The 15,173-nt window shown below is 64.0% G+C and carries 13 protein-coding genes; 8 read left to right on the top strand and 5 right to left on the bottom strand.

The genetic code is table 11. The features are described from left to right. Window positions 1–83: 83 nt before the first annotated feature. Window positions 84–1,979 (top strand): methyl-accepting chemotaxis protein, encoded by a 1,896-nt coding sequence (locus NBT82_RS10150; RefSeq protein ID WP_251328009.1) that lies wholly within the window; start codon window positions 84–86, stop codon window positions 1,977–1,979. A gap of 18 nt (window positions 1,980–1,997) precedes the next feature. Here NBT82_RS10150 and NBT82_RS10145 read toward each other — a convergent pair whose 3' ends face one another. Together NBT82_RS10145 and NBT82_RS10140 are read right to left on the bottom strand one after the other, a co-directional pair. Continuing rightward, the gene (locus NBT82_RS10145) at window positions 1,998–2,312 is read right to left on the bottom strand and encodes an ASCH domain-containing protein (protein WP_251328008.1); all 315 of its coding nucleotides are present in this window, start codon (window positions 2,310–2,312) and stop codon (window positions 1,998–2,000) included. A 447-nt stretch (window positions 2,313–2,759) separates the two neighbouring features. After that, window positions 2,760–3,122, bottom strand: a complete 363-nt coding sequence (locus NBT82_RS10140; protein WP_251328007.1) for a hypothetical protein — start codon at window positions 3,120–3,122, stop codon at window positions 2,760–2,762. A 309-nt stretch (window positions 3,123–3,431) separates the two neighbouring features. Between NBT82_RS10140 and NBT82_RS10135 the strand changes: the two genes are divergently transcribed. The 6 genes from NBT82_RS10135 to NBT82_RS10110 all read left to right on the top strand — a co-directional run bounded on the left by NBT82_RS10135 (window position 3,432) and on the right by NBT82_RS10110 (window position 9,549). After that, entirely contained in the window at window positions 3,432–4,130 is a 699-nt protein-coding gene (locus NBT82_RS10135; protein WP_251328006.1) for a helix-turn-helix domain-containing protein, read from the top strand. A 143-nt stretch (window positions 4,131–4,273) separates the two neighbouring features. After that, a complete protein-coding gene (locus tag NBT82_RS10130; protein ID WP_251328005.1) occupies window positions 4,274–5,125 on the top strand; it encodes a M55 family metallopeptidase in 852 nt (283 codons plus the stop codon). Window positions 5,126–5,429: 304 nt separating this feature from the next. Continuing rightward, window positions 5,430–6,650, top strand: a complete 1,221-nt coding sequence (locus NBT82_RS10125) for an ABC transporter substrate-binding protein (protein ID WP_251328004.1) — start codon at window positions 5,430–5,432, stop codon at window positions 6,648–6,650. 33 nt (window positions 6,651–6,683) lie between these two features. Next, window positions 6,684–7,850 carry an ABC transporter ATP-binding protein gene (locus NBT82_RS10120; RefSeq protein ID WP_251328003.1) on the top strand — a complete coding sequence of 389 codons (1,167 nt, stop codon included), beginning with the start codon at window positions 6,684–6,686 and terminating at the stop codon, window positions 7,848–7,850. Then, window positions 7,847–8,749, top strand: coding sequence for an ABC transporter permease (locus tag NBT82_RS10115; protein WP_251328002.1), 903 nt, complete (start codon window positions 7,847–7,849; stop codon window positions 8,747–8,749). The genes NBT82_RS10120 and NBT82_RS10115 overlap by 4 nt, the downstream gene beginning before the upstream one ends. After that, on the top strand, window positions 8,746–9,549 hold the full coding sequence (locus NBT82_RS10110; RefSeq protein ID WP_251328001.1) for an ABC transporter permease: 804 nt from the start codon (window positions 8,746–8,748) through the stop codon (window positions 9,547–9,549). Before NBT82_RS10115 ends, NBT82_RS10110 begins: the two co-directional genes overlap by 4 nt. A 56-nt stretch (window positions 9,550–9,605) precedes the next feature. Here the strand turns inward: NBT82_RS10110 and NBT82_RS10105 are convergent, their stop codons facing one another. From NBT82_RS10105 to NBT82_RS10095, 3 genes are all read right to left on the bottom strand, one after another. Then, a complete protein-coding gene (locus tag NBT82_RS10105) occupies window positions 9,606–10,961 on the bottom strand; it encodes a glutamine synthetase family protein (RefSeq protein ID WP_251328000.1) in 1,356 nt (451 codons plus the stop codon). A gap of 249 nt (window positions 10,962–11,210) precedes the next feature. Beyond that, on the bottom strand, window positions 11,211–11,981 hold the full coding sequence (locus NBT82_RS10100; RefSeq protein ID WP_251327999.1) for a M14 family metallopeptidase: 771 nt from the start codon (window positions 11,979–11,981) through the stop codon (window positions 11,211–11,213). Between the two features lie 230 nt (window positions 11,982–12,211). Further along, entirely contained in the window at window positions 12,212–13,879 is a 1,668-nt protein-coding gene (locus tag NBT82_RS10095) for an aldehyde ferredoxin oxidoreductase family protein (RefSeq protein ID WP_251327998.1), read from the bottom strand. Window positions 13,880–14,116: 237 nt separating this feature from the next. Between NBT82_RS10095 and NBT82_RS10090 the strand changes: the two genes are divergently transcribed. After that, entirely contained in the window at window positions 14,117–15,127 is a 1,011-nt protein-coding gene (locus NBT82_RS10090) for a Gfo/Idh/MocA family protein (protein WP_251327997.1), read from the top strand. Window positions 15,128–15,173: the final 46 nt, after the last annotated feature.

Here is a 15,173-nt window from a genome sequence, read left to right as displayed (position 1 = left end):
TCCGGCCGCTCCCCCGCCACGCCGATTATCAGCGCTGATTCGGACGACACAATTCCTATGTCACTCAGTGTGGAGAGACGGATATGGCAGGGGCAAGCGCGGTGGGGGCGGGGCTGTGGCAACGAACCCGTCGGGAGTACCTCGAATACATCCCGACCGGGGAGGAAATACCGGAGGCGACGTGGCGAGCGCGACACCGAAACATCGTCCGACTCCTTGTCGCCCACGTCCCCTTCCTGTTCGCACTCGGTCGGTTCACCGGCACCGAGCCGTACGTCACCGGTGCGACGTTCACCGCCGAACCCCTCGAGTACGTCCTGTTCGGCGTCGGTCTACTCGTCGGAATCGGCCTGCTGGCGCGGTGGTCCCGACTCGGACGGCGAGTGCGGACGGCGCTCGCCGCGGTCGGATTGATGATGGCGTCGGCCGAAGTCGTCTACTTCTCCGGTGGCTTCATCGAGGCACATTTCCACTTTTTCGTGATGGTGGCAGTGGTCGCCGTCTACGAGGACTGGGTTCCCTTCTTGGTCGGGATCCTCTACGTGGCCATCCAGCACGGCGTCTTCGGCATGATGAATCCGGCGGCGGTGTACAACCATACGGCGGCGATCCAGAACCCGTGGGGATGGGCGTTCGTGCACGCGGTGTACGTCCTCGCGCTCTCGGCGGCGCTGATCCAGAACTGGATCTCGATCGAGCGCTCCCGCGAGGAGACGGCCCGACAGATCGAGAACGTCGAGGAGAGCGAAGGGTTGATCGAGGACCTCCAAGAGAAGCAAGCCGAAATCGAGGAGGCGAAAGCGGAGGCCGAAGCCCGACAGCAGGAGGTCGAACGGCTGAACCGGACGCTCCTGGAACAGGCCGACGACGTCGCCGCGGCGATGGACGCGGTCGCGGACGGCGACTTCACCGCCGAGCCGCCGACGGAGGCGGACATCGAGGCCATCGCGGAGATCAGCGAGGCGTTCGAAGCGATGACGGGCGAACTCTCCGCGACCATTCGTGACCTGCGGGAGTTCGCGACGACCGTCGAGGGGACGACCAAGTCGGTCTACGACGAGACGGAGAGACTCGAAGCGTCACAGGAGGAACTGGCGGGCGACGTACACGAGTTTGCGACGTCGCTCCGCGAGCAGGCGGCGGAACTCGAGTCGACTACCGACGAGTTGAGCACGCTCTCGGCGACCATCGAGGAGATCGCAGCGAACTCGAGCGAGGTCTCCGCGGAGGCGAGCAACGCCGCCGATGCCGCCGAGACGGGGACGGCGACCGCGGCGGAAGCGATCGAGGCGATCGAACACGTCGAGGGCACCGTCGAGGAACTCGCATCGCTCGTCGAGTCGCTCGACGGTCGAATGGACGACGTCGCCGAGAGTACCGACCTCATCGAGGAGATCGCCGAACAGACGAACATCCTCGCGCTGAACGCCAACATCGAGGCGGCACACGCCACCACCGACGGGGCGGGATTTGCCGTCGTCGCCGACGAGGTCAAGTCCCTCGCCAGCGAGACCCGGGATCACTCGGCCGCCATCGAGGATGCCATCGACAAGACCGTCGAGGACGTCGATCGGGTGCAAGCCGAGATGGAACAGACCAAGGCCCAGATCGAGACGGGGAAGACGACGATGAACGAGGCCAGCGACGCGTTCACGGCGCTGACCGAGACCGTCGAGGGCGTCGACGCGTCGGTCGACGAGGTCGCGGCCGCGACCGACGACGGGGCTCGGACGACCGAGGAGGTCGTCGACGCCATTCAGCGTCTGGCCGATCGCTCGCGGGCGATCGCGGAGCGCAGCGAATCGCTCGCCGACCGCGCCGAGGAGGGGGCGACGACGGTCACGGACATCCGGGCGCAGTTGGACGGTCTCACCGAACAGACGGCGAGCCTGAAAACACGGCTCAACACGTTCACCTGCGAGGACGAACGAAACGCGACGGAGGCGGGGGCTGCCGAAGAAGCCTCCCCCAGCCGTTGAGCGCCGGCCGTCCCGTTCTCAGTCCGCCGGCTGGAAGCGATGGCGGACGATCTCGGAGTCGTCTTCCCACTCGAAGTCCTCGTGAGCGCGTTCCAGAATCTGCTTGTAGTGGTCGAGGTCGCGCGCTCCCTCCGCGCGGGCGTCGGCGTCCGTCATGTCACCGAGCGTTCGATCGTCGACGGCGACGACCTCGAAGGTCGTCCCCTCGATCTCGAACGTGTCGCCCGCCTCCGCGTACCGCTGTCCGCGGTGGATCTGCGTCACCTCGCCGTCGAGGGCCTGCTGGCGCATGCGGTCGTTCGGCAGCAGCGTCCCGGGGTCGAGTTCGCTCATAGCCGGAGGTAGATCCGGAGCGTGAAAATCCCTCGGGACCGGCGGCCCCCTCGTGGGACACGGTCGACCCGCGTCGGAGGACCGAACGGGCCCCCGGGGACGGACGGCTCACGCCACGAAATCACGACCCCTCAGGGGTCGCCGAGGGGTCTTCGAAGTCGTTGCGAATGAAATATCGAGTTCCGTGCGTGAGATCGGCGAGGTGGTCGGCGACCGGTTCCGATCGGACGGTCTCGTCGGAGCCGATCACGTAGATGCGGCGACGCCGGTCAGGCCGTGGCTCGACTCCTCGGTCCCTACTGCTCCGCGACGACGCCGTCCGGGGCGGCGAGGAGTTGGACATCGAGCTTGATTCTGCCGTGGCTGGGTCCCCCTGAGGCACGACCGGCACGATACCGTGGTCCCGACCCGCTACCGTGGGTCGACGCCGGACGATGACGGGGACGGCTACGCCGCCGACTCGTCGTCCGCGTCGGGGAAGACGATCCCGTCGCCGTCGGGGTCGTCGGGGCCTTCGAAGACCCGGACGCCCGTCACTTCGGTCTTCTCGACGGGCACTTCGCGGCGATTGCCCATCGCGCCGACTTCCTTGGTCGGAAAGTCGTCGTCGGGTTCGGCGACCGTGAGGTCGGAGTGAGCGAACAGATAGTCGGGCGTGATACAGACGTCGCCGGAGAGGTCGCCACGAATCACGCTGTCACCGGTGAACGTGATCGCTCGCCGGTACTCCCGTTTACACGCCGGACACGTCCCGCCGTAGGGACGGGCCTCGGCGTCGCTGGCCATGATCCGACCGTCGCTGTCTGTCATGTGTCCACACGAGCGTTCGGACGGTGTATAGCGTTTGTGACCTGCCGTGCCCGCTGTACCCCGGTGATCGTTCACGCCGCCACCGGTCCCGACACGGCCCGATGTCTCGGGGACATGGGGCAGTCATCGGGTGACGGACCGACGGTGGGACCATCACAGTATTTGTATGTCTATCCTTTTCGTAGTTACCAATCCATTCGTACATATATACGACAGAAGTGTCCAAATATTAATCTAATATGAGAATCAAACTAGCATATATGAGTCTGAAAACAAGTTATTTTAGTCTGGGCGCCGTTCGACCATTCGATGGCCGGTAAAGAGTTATTGAGACTCCAACTCGATCTCTGGCACGAGGATTGCTGGACGATCGAGGTTACGGAGAACACCGATGGGAACCTCGTCAGTCACGGTGCGTACGTACAGCCGAACGGCGCCGCAGAGGGCCGGTTTACCGTGTTCGGCGAGTCGGCCGACGACGTCGAGGACCTGATCAGCGCGGCCCGGGACTCCCGGCTTACCAGCCACGTCCAGCGGCTCCATCCGGATCTGACGATGAACAGGCCGCTGCCGTCCGGAAACCACACACAGGAGATATTCGTCGAGTACGACTCCGGCAACAGCATCGATCCGATTCTCGCCGAGGAGGGGTTCATCCAGGACGAGCCGAACGTGATCAAGGACGGCCGAGAAACGTGGAACGTCGTCGTGCGGGCGGACAGAACGTGTTTGCAGGATCGCTTCGACCGGATCCGAGAGAGGATGGATGCAGAGATTCGGATCACACGGATCTCGTCCAGTAAACAGACGGGGAATTCGCTCGCCGAGACGGACGACCTCCTCTCGACGAGACAGCGCGAGGTGTTCAATTTCGCTCGCGAACAGGGCTACTACTCGTGGCCGCGCGAGGTGACAGTTCAGGAGTTGGCGAGCCAGTTCGACTTGGCGAAGACGACGATGTTGGAACACCTCCGCAAGGCGGAGGCGAAACTGTTGAGCCCGGAGTGACGGGATCTGGGGCGTGCGCCGGATCGAGGGAAGGAAGCGTGACCGCCAGGAGCCGCCGCGGCCACCGCGTGACCGACGCCGCCGGGCGACCCCCGTCTTATGTCTGTACAACGTTTTTCCCCACCGCTGCCACATCGGTATCCATGCGCGTCTTCATTTCGGCGGATATGGAGGGAACGACCGGAATCGCGGACCCACGGGACATCCTCGAGGACGAACGGGCGTACGCTCGTGGCCAAGAGTTGATGGCCGGCGACGTGAACGCCGCGGTCGAGGGAGCGCTCGCGGCCGGCGCCGAGGAAGTCGTCGTGAACGACTCCCACTGGACGATGACGAACATTCCCCCGGCGGAGTTGCACGACGCCGCACGACTGATCCGGGGGTCGAGCAAGCGACGGCTGATGATGCAGGAGTTCGACGAGAGTTACGACATCGTCTTTTTCGTCGGCTATCACGCGATGGCCGGGACGCCACACGCGGTGCTGAACCACACGATGTTCCCGCAGATGTTGAGTCGTATCGAGATCAACGGCCGCGAAGTCGGGGAGATGGGGATCAACGCGGGGCTCCCGAAACACCACGGGACGCCGGTCGGACTGGTCACGGGTGACGACAAGACCGCGGCCGAGGCCGAGGGGGAGTTCGGTACCGGGGAGGTCGAGACCGTCAGCGTAAAGGAGGGAATCGACCGGTTCAGCGCGCACAGCCTGCCGTTGCCCGAAGCACGAGAGCGAATCACCAGCGCGGCGACGGCCGCGGTCGAGCGAGCCGACACCGACGATTTCGACCAATCACAGGTCGCCGAACCGGTCGACATCGAGATCGAGTGGGCGGCGACGAATCACGCCTACCGGGCCGACGATCTCGAGGAGGTCGAACGGGTCGGCGGTCGGACGACCCGCGTCACGGGAGCGTCGTATCCGGTGGCGTACGACCGAGCGATGGCGATGATAAACGCGGCGAGTGCGGCACACAACGAACTGTTCACGTGGTGACGCCCTGCGGGTGTAGAACGACCCCACCCGACGGAGAAACCGGCTCCGCGCACCGACCGCGACGAACGCCCGACGAAGCCCCGTGAGGACCCCACATTTTGGTACGTTAACCATTATAGTTCGGAGGGAGCCGTGTGATTCAGTTATTCCACCATGTGCCCGTTTCTGCCCCGATATAATCACTTTTTTTCGTTTGATAAGAAATATATGATTATTTTTTCGGGTCTACGCCCTACACCCCTAGTTCGCCCATCTAGCATAGACGGGGGTGATTTTATATATGATAGTCGGCAAGGAATCGGTAATGTCTGAGCAAGACACGTCGACGAACGGTATCACCCGCCGCCACTGGTTGGCGGCAAGTTCCGCTGCAGTCGTCTCCGGACTGGCCGGCTGTAGTGGGGGCGGATCCAGTGGTGACGGCGGATCGGGGAGCGAGGGGACGACGAGCGGTGGCGACGGCGACGGCGGTGGTGGCACGACGGTCGGAACGAGCGGGGGTGCCGAGTTCGCGGACACCCTCCGCATTCTGATGTGGCCGTACTACGACACGGAGGAGTTGAATCAGGCCTTCGTCGACGAGTACGACGTGCAGCTTCAAACGGCGTACTTCGACGGCAACCCGGAGGCGTACAATCAACTGCGTTCCGGCGGCGCCGAGGAGTTCGACATCGTGATGGCGGACTCGCTGTGGCCGAAGCAGTATTACCAGGACGGGCTCATTCAGCCGGTCGATCGGTCGCGGCTGAGCAACCTCGACAACCTCGTCTCGGCGTTCCACCCCGACAATCTGGACCTGCACGTGAGCGAGGACGGCGAGTATCTCGGCCCGCCGAACGCCTGGGGTGGCTACGGGATCTCGTACAACCCGAACGAGGTCGCCGAGGACGACATCAATAGCTTCATGAGTTCGCTGTACAACGAGGAGTACTCGGGTCACATCGCCACGAGCGCCAGAATGACGATGAACGTCGCCAACACGGCGATGGCGCTCGGGTACAACGATCCGAAGGGCAACATCTGGGACGTCTGTTCCGAGGACCAACTCCAGAAAATCGCCGAACTGCTCACCGAGCAGAAAGACTGGTTGATCACGCGGTACAGCGACTCCCGGAACCTCGACCGGCTGTACAACAACGGCTCGCTGTGGCTGTTCCCCGAGTTCTCGGACACGTTCCGCCGGCTGGCGTTCCAGGGGAACGACATTCGACACAACCTCCGACCGGAGGAAGGTGGGATGGGATGGCTCGAAGCGTGGATGATGACGTCGGGCGTCGAGTCGGAGGCGAAGAAAAACGCCGTCTACGCGTTCATGGACCAGCGGCTGACGAAAAATTACATGGAGATGATGGCGAGAAACGTCGGTGGCGCCCCGGCAGCGGACATCCGCGACCGGTTGACCGACCGGGAAGCACGCATCTTCTTCCAGGACCGCACCGACCAGTTCAGCAAACTCACTCAGTTCGGCGTTCCGCAGTGCCCGTCGACGTGGCAAGAGTACTGGACCCAGGTCCAGTCCGCCTGAGCGGAGCTAGCTGTCGGACGTTTCCGGTAATATATGATGCAAGACCAAGACACCGAACGCGATACAACGGAACGCGAGAGCGAGACACGGGACCCGACACAGTCCGACTCGAACGTGCTCCTCCGGATCGAGGATCTCAAGAAGTATTTCGGCGATCTATGTGCCGTCGACGCGCCGGAACTCACGCTCAACAACGGCGAGTTCTTCACCCTCGTCGGGCCGTCGGGCAGCGGCAAATCGACGCTGCTGCGGATGATCGCGGGCCTCGAAACGCCGACCGAGGGACGGATGCTTCTGGACGGGACGGACATCACGGACGTCCCACCGAACGAGCGATCGACCGCACTGATCTTCCAGAACTTCCAGCTGTTCCCACACAAGACGGTCGGCGAGAACGTCGAATTCCCGCTCAAGATGCGGGACGTCCCGAAGGACGAGCGGAAGGAACGCTGTCAGGAGCTGCTGGAGTTCGTCGATCTGGGGGGATACTACGACCGGTATCCCGACAAACTCTCCGGCGGGGAGAAACAGCGCGTCTCGCTCGCGAGGGGCCTGATCTACGAACCGGACGTGTTGCTCCTCGACGAACCGCTCGCGAGCCTCGACCGGAACCTGCGTGACACGCTGGAAGTCGAGTTGCGGAAGTACCAGCGTCGGCTGGACGTCACGTTCATCTACGTGACACACGACCAGGAGGTGGCGCTCACGATGAGCGATCGGGTCGCCGTGATGAACGAGTCCGAGATCGTTCAGGTCGGGGAGCCGATGGAGCTGTACAACGAACCGGCGTCCAAGTTCGTGGCCACGTTCCTCGGGGAGGTGAACACCATCCCGGGCGTCGTGGACACGGTCGAGGACGGCCAGGCGACGCTCAAAAGCGGGGAGGTGACGCTACGCGGCCGCTCTGGTGCGTCGCTCGAAGCCGCCGACGAGGGGGTCTTCTGTATCAAATCGGAGAACCTCCAGCTCGCGACCACGGCGACGGACGCCTCGCGGTCGATCGAGGGCTCGGTCAGTGACGTCTTCTTCACCGGCAAGCTGATCGAATATCTGATCGATCCGGAGGGGATCACGCTCGACGACGACGACGACATCGTCGTGAGCGTAACCCGACAGCAGGGACCGGATCTGGCGATCGGGGATACCGTCGAACTCACCTGGGACCCGGAGAATGCACACGTCTTCCCGGAGGGAGAATGAGCAATCGAACACGGACCGTCCGACTGGAGGCAGTCAAGGATCGCATGGGCTCGTGGAAGTCCATCCTCGTCGGCCTACCGAGCCTGTATCTGCTCGCGTTTTTCGGCTCGGCGCTGGGGATGATGTTCGTCATCAGTCTCTGGACGACCCAGCAGTACCAGCTGGTCGCCGTGTGGACCGTGGAGAACTACGTCTATCTCCTCACCTCGTCGTCGTATCACGTGCTGTTGTTCCGATCGGTGGCGATGGCAGTGTCGGTGACGGCCGCCAGTCTCATCCTCGGCTATCCGATCGCGTACTACATCTCCCGGGGGATGGACGAGCAACAACTGCCCGTCTTGCTCCTGTTTGCGGCGCCGTTTTTCGTGGGCGCGATGCTCCGAGAGTCGGCCCATCAGGCGCTGATCGGCGCCAACGGGTTGGCCAGTCAGCTGCTGGGAGCCGTCGGCATCCCGACGTTCGGCCTGCTCGAGTACGGGCTGTTTCAGGTGTTCCTCGGTGAGATTTACCTCTGGTTTCCGTTTATGATGCTCTCGATCTTTCTCTCGCTGGAGCTGGTCGATCACACGCTGCTCGATGCGGCGATCGATGCCGGGGCGAGTCCCGCCGTCGCGTTCAGGGAGGTGACGTGGCCGCTGAGCCTGCCGGGTGTCGCGATGGGATCGATCCTCGTGTTCGTGTCGACGCTCGTCAGCCACCTCCCCAGTCGATTCATCGGCGGTGCCTCGGGGAGCCTCATCGGCAACTCCGTCAAGGAACTGTTCGGCGCCGGGGGCGCGTGGCCCACCGGCGCGGCCCTGGGAACGATCCTGATCGTCATCTCGTTTCTGTTCGTCACCGCCGTGGTCGGCTACACCTTCCGGAGTCTGCCAACGCTAGCGATGGGTGAGTCCGAATGATTCAGGCCCTGGTGCGGAACTACCGGATCCACAAGGCGCTCCTCGTTGGAATGCTGGTGTTCATGTACGTGCCGATCTTCCTGCTGATCCTCGTCTCGTTCAACGTGGACCCGTACTCGCTGTTCCCCTATCATTTCACGACGCAGAACTACCTCGAGGTGTTCACCGGCCAGTACAACGAACCGCTCTGGAACAGCCTCCAGATCGGGTTCGGTAGCGGCTTCATCTCGATGGCCGTCGGGGCGGCCAGTGCGTGGGGCGTCACTCGGTACGACTTCCGGTTCCGGTACGCCGTCGCGACGCTGTTCGTCCTGCCGCTGGTCGTGCCGACGCTCATTACCGGCATCGGGTCCGCACTGGTACACGACCAACTCTCGGGGCTGTCCGGCAGCGTCACGCTGGCGATGCTCACGCAGTCGCTCCGGGGCACCGCCTTTGCCTTCCTGATCATGATGGCACAGCTGAACCAGTATCCCGTCGAACTCGACAGGGCCGCGAAGGTCTACGGTGCGACGGACATCCAGCGGTTCAAGGAGGTCACGCTACCGTTGATCTGGGGGGCGCTCCTCGGCGCGTTCCTCATCCCGACCATCATCGCGTTCAACGACTACAACCTCACCTTCTTTACCATCGGTTCGTCGTCCACCATCCCGACGGTCACGTTCGCGCAGATGAAGTTCGGACTCAACGCGTCGCTCTTCGCGCTGTCGTCGATCGTCGCGATCGTCTCGCTCGGGCTCGTGTTCGGCTCGTCGCTCTTCCTCAGATTCTCCGGAATCGGCGAGTCCAGCGAGGAGTAGCTCCGACACCCACCTCTTCGACTGTTCCGACCGATCGATCGCGGTCGTCCGGTCGCTCAGATCTGGTCCACGTACTCCCGGACTTCCCAGTCGGTGATGGCCTGCCGGTACCGTTCGCTCTCGTTTCGCTTGAGCGCGACGTACTGCGCGATCCCCTCCTCCCCCAACGTCTCCCGGAGGAAATCGTCGGCCTGGAGTGCGGTCAGCGCCTCGTCGAGTGACGTCGGGAGCGAGTTCTCCGGATCGGCACCCTCCTCGAAGATGTCCGACGTGACCGGTTCACCCGGATCGATCTCGCGACGGATCCCGTCGAATCCGGCCGCGAGGATGCCCGCCATCGCGAGATACGGGTTCGCGTAACTGTCGGGAATCCGCACTTCGACCCGGGTGGCGTCGCCCCGTCCGTGTGGGATACGCACCGGGCAGGTCTTGTTGTCGTAGCCGTAGCTGATGTCGATCGGTGCCCACAGCCCCGGCTGGAGCCGCTTGTACGAGTTGACCGTCGACGAGCAGAGCGCGGTGAGTCCGCGGGCGTGCTCCAGGATCCCGCCGACGAACTGACGGCCGGTGTCCGAGAGGCCACGTTCGGCCGACGGATCGTTGAAGGCGTTCTGGGAGTCGCGCCACAGGCTGAAGTGGTAGTGCTGACTGTTTCCCTCGAACTCGCTCATCGGCCGGGGCATGAACGTGGGAATGTGATCGTGTTGCCGGCCCACACCCCGTGCCGCCATGCGGAACGACATGATCGTGTCGGCCTGCTGGAGGGCGGAGGAATGTTCGAGTATCGCCTCGTAATGCCCGAGCGTGCTCTCCTTGTGGATCCCTTCGAGGGAACCACCCATCTTTCGCATGGTCGTCGCGAGTTCGGTCACGTACGCGCTGTGATCGACGATGGGCCGTGTCGCGTAGGGACTCCCCTTGGTCGCGGCGACCTCCCGCAGGTACGCTTCGCCGCGCTCCAGCTCCTCGGCGTCGAGTTCGGTGAAGACGTTGTATTCGAGTTCCGTTCCGACCGACGTGGTGAAGTCCATGTCGTGGTACAGATCGAGAACGTTCCCGAGCACCGATCGACTACACATCGAGGTCGGGTCGCCGTTGTGAAGCAGGTCGCAGTTGGCTTTTTTGATGTCGCTGTCCACCCAGGGGACGGGGACCAGCGAATCCGGGTCGGCGACCGCCTGTATTTCCCCCTCGCTGGGGCCGAGGTTCGACGCCTCCGTGATGCCGCGACTGTTGTGGCTCTCGTACCAGTCGAGAATGATAGACCCGAAGCCGACACCGTCCTCAACGGCCCGATCCCAGGAGTCCTCGGGAATAAACATTCCTCGGGAGATGCCGTTCAAATCGACGTATTCGAGGAGAATCGTGTCGTCGTCGGCCGAGTCCAAGTCTACCGCTTCGGAACCGTCCATACGGCCACCATTTCCGACAAACCAAATAAGTCTTCACCACGAGAACGGAGAAAGGACGAGGCACAGAGAATGTTTCCCCGATTAGAGTGGGCCTTTGGAAGTGATCGTCCGGCAGGGTGATCGGGCGCGGCCAGGTTCGAGTGATCCGGAACTCGGGGCGTCGACCGGCGGAGCGCCACCGAATTCGGGATCGGCGGCCTCGAACGGGGTCGTCGAGTGCCGTTCAGGCAGCAACCATCGACCGGTCGATCAGTCGACGACGGCCGATTTGAACCCGAGGATGTCCTCGTAGCCGGTGCTCGACATGAGTACGGGCACGAACGCCTCCGTCGCACGGATCGGTGTGCCGTCACGCCGTGCGAACTCCTCGTCCGGTTCGACCGCCCGAAAGTTCCGTGCGGTGATCGAGTAGGTCGCGTCGGCCCGCTTCGGGACGGTTTCGTAGATCGTCACGTAGGACGTGTCCCGTCGCTCGGGGGTACCCGGTACCACGCCGGTCGCCCGCAGAAAGCGTCTCGTCAGGTCGTAGGCGTTCCTCGCCGCGGCGTCCGTGCCCTGGAGTCCGGCTTCTATCTCGACGTAGTTCGGTAGCTGTGCCAGGTGCCGGTCGGAAACGCCGCCGACGTCGACGGCGTACTCCAGCCCCAATCGCTCGAACACCCGCCGGTCCGCGTCGGTGAGCCCGGCTGTCGCACCGAACGGGTCCGCGTACGACCGTGTGGAGTGAATCGAAAGCGCCGTCGTGCCGGCCAGTTCCGCCCGGAGATCACTCGCGAGGCGCTCTTCGTGTCGGTCGCTGGTCTCGTCGCCGGGGTACGAGCGGTTCATGTCGACGTCGACGTACCGAACGCCCCGATCGAGCGCCCGCTCGTTCGCGACGACGAACTTCACCGGCCGTTCGACGTCCGGATCGTCGTCCAAGAGTCGCTCGATGGCGCGTACCCCACAGGGTTCGTCGCCGTGAACCGCCGCGACGACCGCGACGGCCGGCTCACCGGAACCGAGCTGTTCGATTCGCATACAGCCATCGATCGACTGGTTTTACAAAGCTCTTCTGGGACTTCGTCCAGCGTTTTGGAGGAGAGTTGCACGGTCTAGCCACACATCCGGCAGTAGTTTCCGGATTCGGGGCGGTCCCGCCCCGACGGAGTGGGACCGAACGCGACGGACGGCCCGCCGACGGTGGCGTGTGGTCGACAGACGAGGAGTACTGCGGCGCCGCCGTCCGCGACGCGGGATCCGTGCGCTGCTCAGCCGACGACGGCGTACTCGGCGACCCGTTCGTCGGGGACGGTCCCGTCCCGGGTCCATCCCCGTCGGTCGTAATACTCGTCGAGTGCGTCCTCGAACCCGGGAATCTCGTACGGGAGCCGGTCGTCGGCCCGGTCCATCCCCCGCTTGTTATTGAAATGCCGTTCGAGTTCGACGATGCGGCCACCGACCGCCAGTAACTCGTCGTACGACGCATCGAGCAGTTGGCCGTGGGCGTCCTCGCTCACGTAGCCGCCGCCGAAATCACAGAGGACGGCACTGTCGCGAACGGCGGCGCGGTTCTCGTCGGTGATCAGGAACTCGGGTTTCCCGTCGAGCGTCTCGGCGTCCAGGTCCCCGCCGTACTCGTTCGAGAGCATCGTCGCCGAGTACATGTGGTCACCACCGCGGTTCGCCGTGGCGTAGCTGAGCGCCTGTCCGTAGAGAACGCGGCCGTCGTGGGCGGCCAGTTCCAGTCCCTTGATCGACCAGTTTTCCACACCCAACGCCTCGTGGCACCGATCGACTCCTTCGGCGAGCGTATCGCCGATCCCCTCGCGGTAGGCGATCTTTCGCACCAGTTCGTCGACGAGGTCCGTATTCCCGAACTCGTCGTTGGCCGCGAGATACGCCGAGACGACGTTGCCGGCGCTGATCGTGTCCATCCCGAGAGTGTCACAGCGCTCGTTCGAACGCATGATCGACACGAGGTCGCCGACGCCGGCGTTGCTCCCGAACGAGAAGATCGTCTCGAACTCCGGACCCTCGGTTTCCAACCCCGTCTCCTCGTCCTTCGTCGGGAGTTTGCACGCGAACGCACAGACCGAACAGGCCGCCTTGTTGGTCTTCTTTGCCTCGACGGCGTCGCCACCGATATCCTCGACGTCCTCGAAGGACTGTTCGGAGAAGTATCTCGTCGGCAACGAGAAGTCGTCGTTGATGAACTCCGTCCCCGCCGTCGTGCCCTGGCGCTTCATCATGTCGTCGGCCGTGGCCGCCTCCCGGTGGATCGTCGACTGGACGTCGTCGGGGAGGGACACCTGCGGTGGCGACTCGCCCTGGAACGTGAGGAACTTCACGTTCTTCGACCCGAGGACGGCGCCGAGACCGCCACGACCGAATGCCCGGTGATCGTAGGTCATCACGCTGGCGAACCGGACCCGGTTTTCGCCGGCCGGCCCGATGGCGGCCACGTGTTCGCTTTCGAGTCCGTGTTCGGCGGTCACGTGTGACATGACGTCCGGAACGGTGGCTTCCCTGAGGTGAGGCACCGCTTCGACGGTCACGCCGTCGTCGGTGACGTGGAGGCCGACGAGGTCGTCGCTTTCGCCCGTGATCTCGACGACTGCGTGCCCCGTGTCGACGAAGTTCCGGGAGAGATAGCCGCCGGCGTTCGTCGACAGCAACCCGTCGGTCAGCGGCGAGAGCCCGGTCATGTTCATCCGGCCCGTGAAACTCATCTGCGACATCTGCAGCGGCCCTGTCGAGAAGTACACCGCGTTCTCGCTCCCGAACGGATCCGCGTCGAAGGGGATTCGCTCGTGTGCGAGTCGCGTCGCGACGCCACGCCCACCGATGAAAGATGCAAGTTCGTCGTCGATGCCCTCCTCACGTGTCGTTTTCGCACTCACGTCGATCGACAACATCGACCCGTTTGCTGAATTCATCTGTTTCCAGAGAACTCCCCCGAGATGTAAAAATTTGCGGTGAGATTGCTTCGAGACGAGCAATATCCACCGACAGCGCCGTTTCGGCGCTCGCCGGCAACGCGCCGTGGCCGCCCCGACGCCACGACCCGGTGACGGCGGGTGGTCGGCGGCGGCCGACGGGTCGTGCGAACGGCGTCAGTCCGACCCGTGTTAGTGCGGCCATATACTTATCACCCACTCCCTGCAAGCGTCCATATGACGAACGACAAACTGCAGGCCGGCGTGATCGGTAGCGGATTGATCGGAACACAACACGCCAGAAGCTACGACGAACATCCGGGGGTCGATCTGGCCGCCGTTGTCGACCTGGACGAGGACCGCGCCCGTGAGGTGGCGGAGCGGTTCCACGCGGCGTCGTTCGGGTCGGTCCCCGAGGCGCTCGATGCCATCGACCTCGACCTCGTCACCGTGGCGACGCCGGAATCGGCTCACCTCGATCCCACCCGAACCGTGCTCGACCGCGACGTGGACGTCCTGCTGGAGAAACCGATCGCGGACACCGTCGCGGACGCCGAGGCGATCGGCGAGGCGGTCGAGGCGTCGGAGGCCGACCTGCTGGTCGGCTACGTCTGCCGGTTCGACCCACGGTACGCGAATCTGAAATCGCGGATCGACGACGGCGATTTCGGGGAGTTCCTCGGGATTCAGGCGGCACGGATCGCGTCGGCCGAGAGTTACGAGGCGGTCGCGGAGTGGACCAACCCGCTCTACTACCTGTCGGTCCACGACATCGACATGATGCGGTGGTACCTCGACTCCGAGGTGACGGAGGTGTCGGCCATCGCCAGCCGAGGGCTGGGCGACCTGTCGACACCCGCCGTGGTGACGGCGACACTGCAGTTCGCGAACGGCGCGGTCGGCACGCTCGAAACGGGGTGGGCGCGCCCCGACGGCTACCCCGCGGCGATCACCGAGGAGATTCGGCTCACCGGCACCGACGGCTACGCCCGTCTCGAACTCGAAAACGACGACGTCGCCGTCGGGACCGACGAGGGCTACGACTACGTCGACACCTCGGAACTCCGCGGAACGCTGACGACGAACCTCACCCGGGAGACGGCCCACTTCGTCGACTGTGTCAGGTCCGGCGACTCGCCGCTCGTCACCTGGCGGGACGGCCTTCGGTCGCTCCAGGTGGCCAACGCCGTTCTCGAAGCCATCGACACGGGGGAGCCGGTCCCGGTGCCGGAGCCGGGAGACGCGTAGCGCGCGACACGCCGCCCGCGGCGACGGCGTGGTGGTCGAGCGGCAC

The sequence above is a fragment of the Haloplanus sp. HW8-1 genome (genome assembly GCF_023703795.1).
Taxonomy (GTDB): domain Archaea; phylum Halobacteriota; class Halobacteria; order Halobacteriales; family Haloferacaceae; genus Haloplanus; species Haloplanus pelagicus.
This window is presented reverse-complemented; position numbering and strand designations above follow the sequence as displayed.

Bases quoted from the DNA above. Each gene is read 5' to 3' on its own strand.
- NBT82_RS10150 (WP_251328009.1), top strand. From the start codon at position 84: ATGGCAGGGGCAAGCGCGGTGGGGGCGGGGCTGTGGCAACGAACCCGT.
- NBT82_RS10145 (WP_251328008.1), bottom strand. From the start codon at position 2,312: ATGAGCGAACTCGACCCCGGGACGCTGCTGCCGAACGACCGCATGCGC.
- NBT82_RS10140 (WP_251328007.1), bottom strand. From the start codon at position 3,122: ATGACAGACAGCGACGGTCGGATCATGGCCAGCGACGCCGAGGCCCGT.
- NBT82_RS10135 (WP_251328006.1), top strand. From the start codon at position 3,432: ATGGCCGGTAAAGAGTTATTGAGACTCCAACTCGATCTCTGGCACGAG.
- NBT82_RS10130 (WP_251328005.1), top strand. From the start codon at position 4,274: ATGCGCGTCTTCATTTCGGCGGATATGGAGGGAACGACCGGAATCGCG.
- NBT82_RS10125 (WP_251328004.1), top strand. From the start codon at position 5,430: ATGTCTGAGCAAGACACGTCGACGAACGGTATCACCCGCCGCCACTGG.
- NBT82_RS10120 (WP_251328003.1), top strand. From the start codon at position 6,684: ATGATGCAAGACCAAGACACCGAACGCGATACAACGGAACGCGAGAGC.
- NBT82_RS10115 (WP_251328002.1), top strand. From the start codon at position 7,847: ATGAGCAATCGAACACGGACCGTCCGACTGGAGGCAGTCAAGGATCGC.
- NBT82_RS10110 (WP_251328001.1), top strand. From the start codon at position 8,746: ATGATTCAGGCCCTGGTGCGGAACTACCGGATCCACAAGGCGCTCCTC.
- NBT82_RS10105 (WP_251328000.1), bottom strand. From the start codon at position 10,961: ATGGACGGTTCCGAAGCGGTAGACTTGGACTCGGCCGACGACGACACG.
- NBT82_RS10100 (WP_251327999.1), bottom strand. From the start codon at position 11,981: ATGCGAATCGAACAGCTCGGTTCCGGTGAGCCGGCCGTCGCGGTCGTC.
- NBT82_RS10095 (WP_251327998.1), bottom strand. From the start codon at position 13,879: ATGAATTCAGCAAACGGGTCGATGTTGTCGATCGACGTGAGTGCGAAA.
- NBT82_RS10090 (WP_251327997.1), top strand. From the start codon at position 14,117: ATGACGAACGACAAACTGCAGGCCGGCGTGATCGGTAGCGGATTGATC.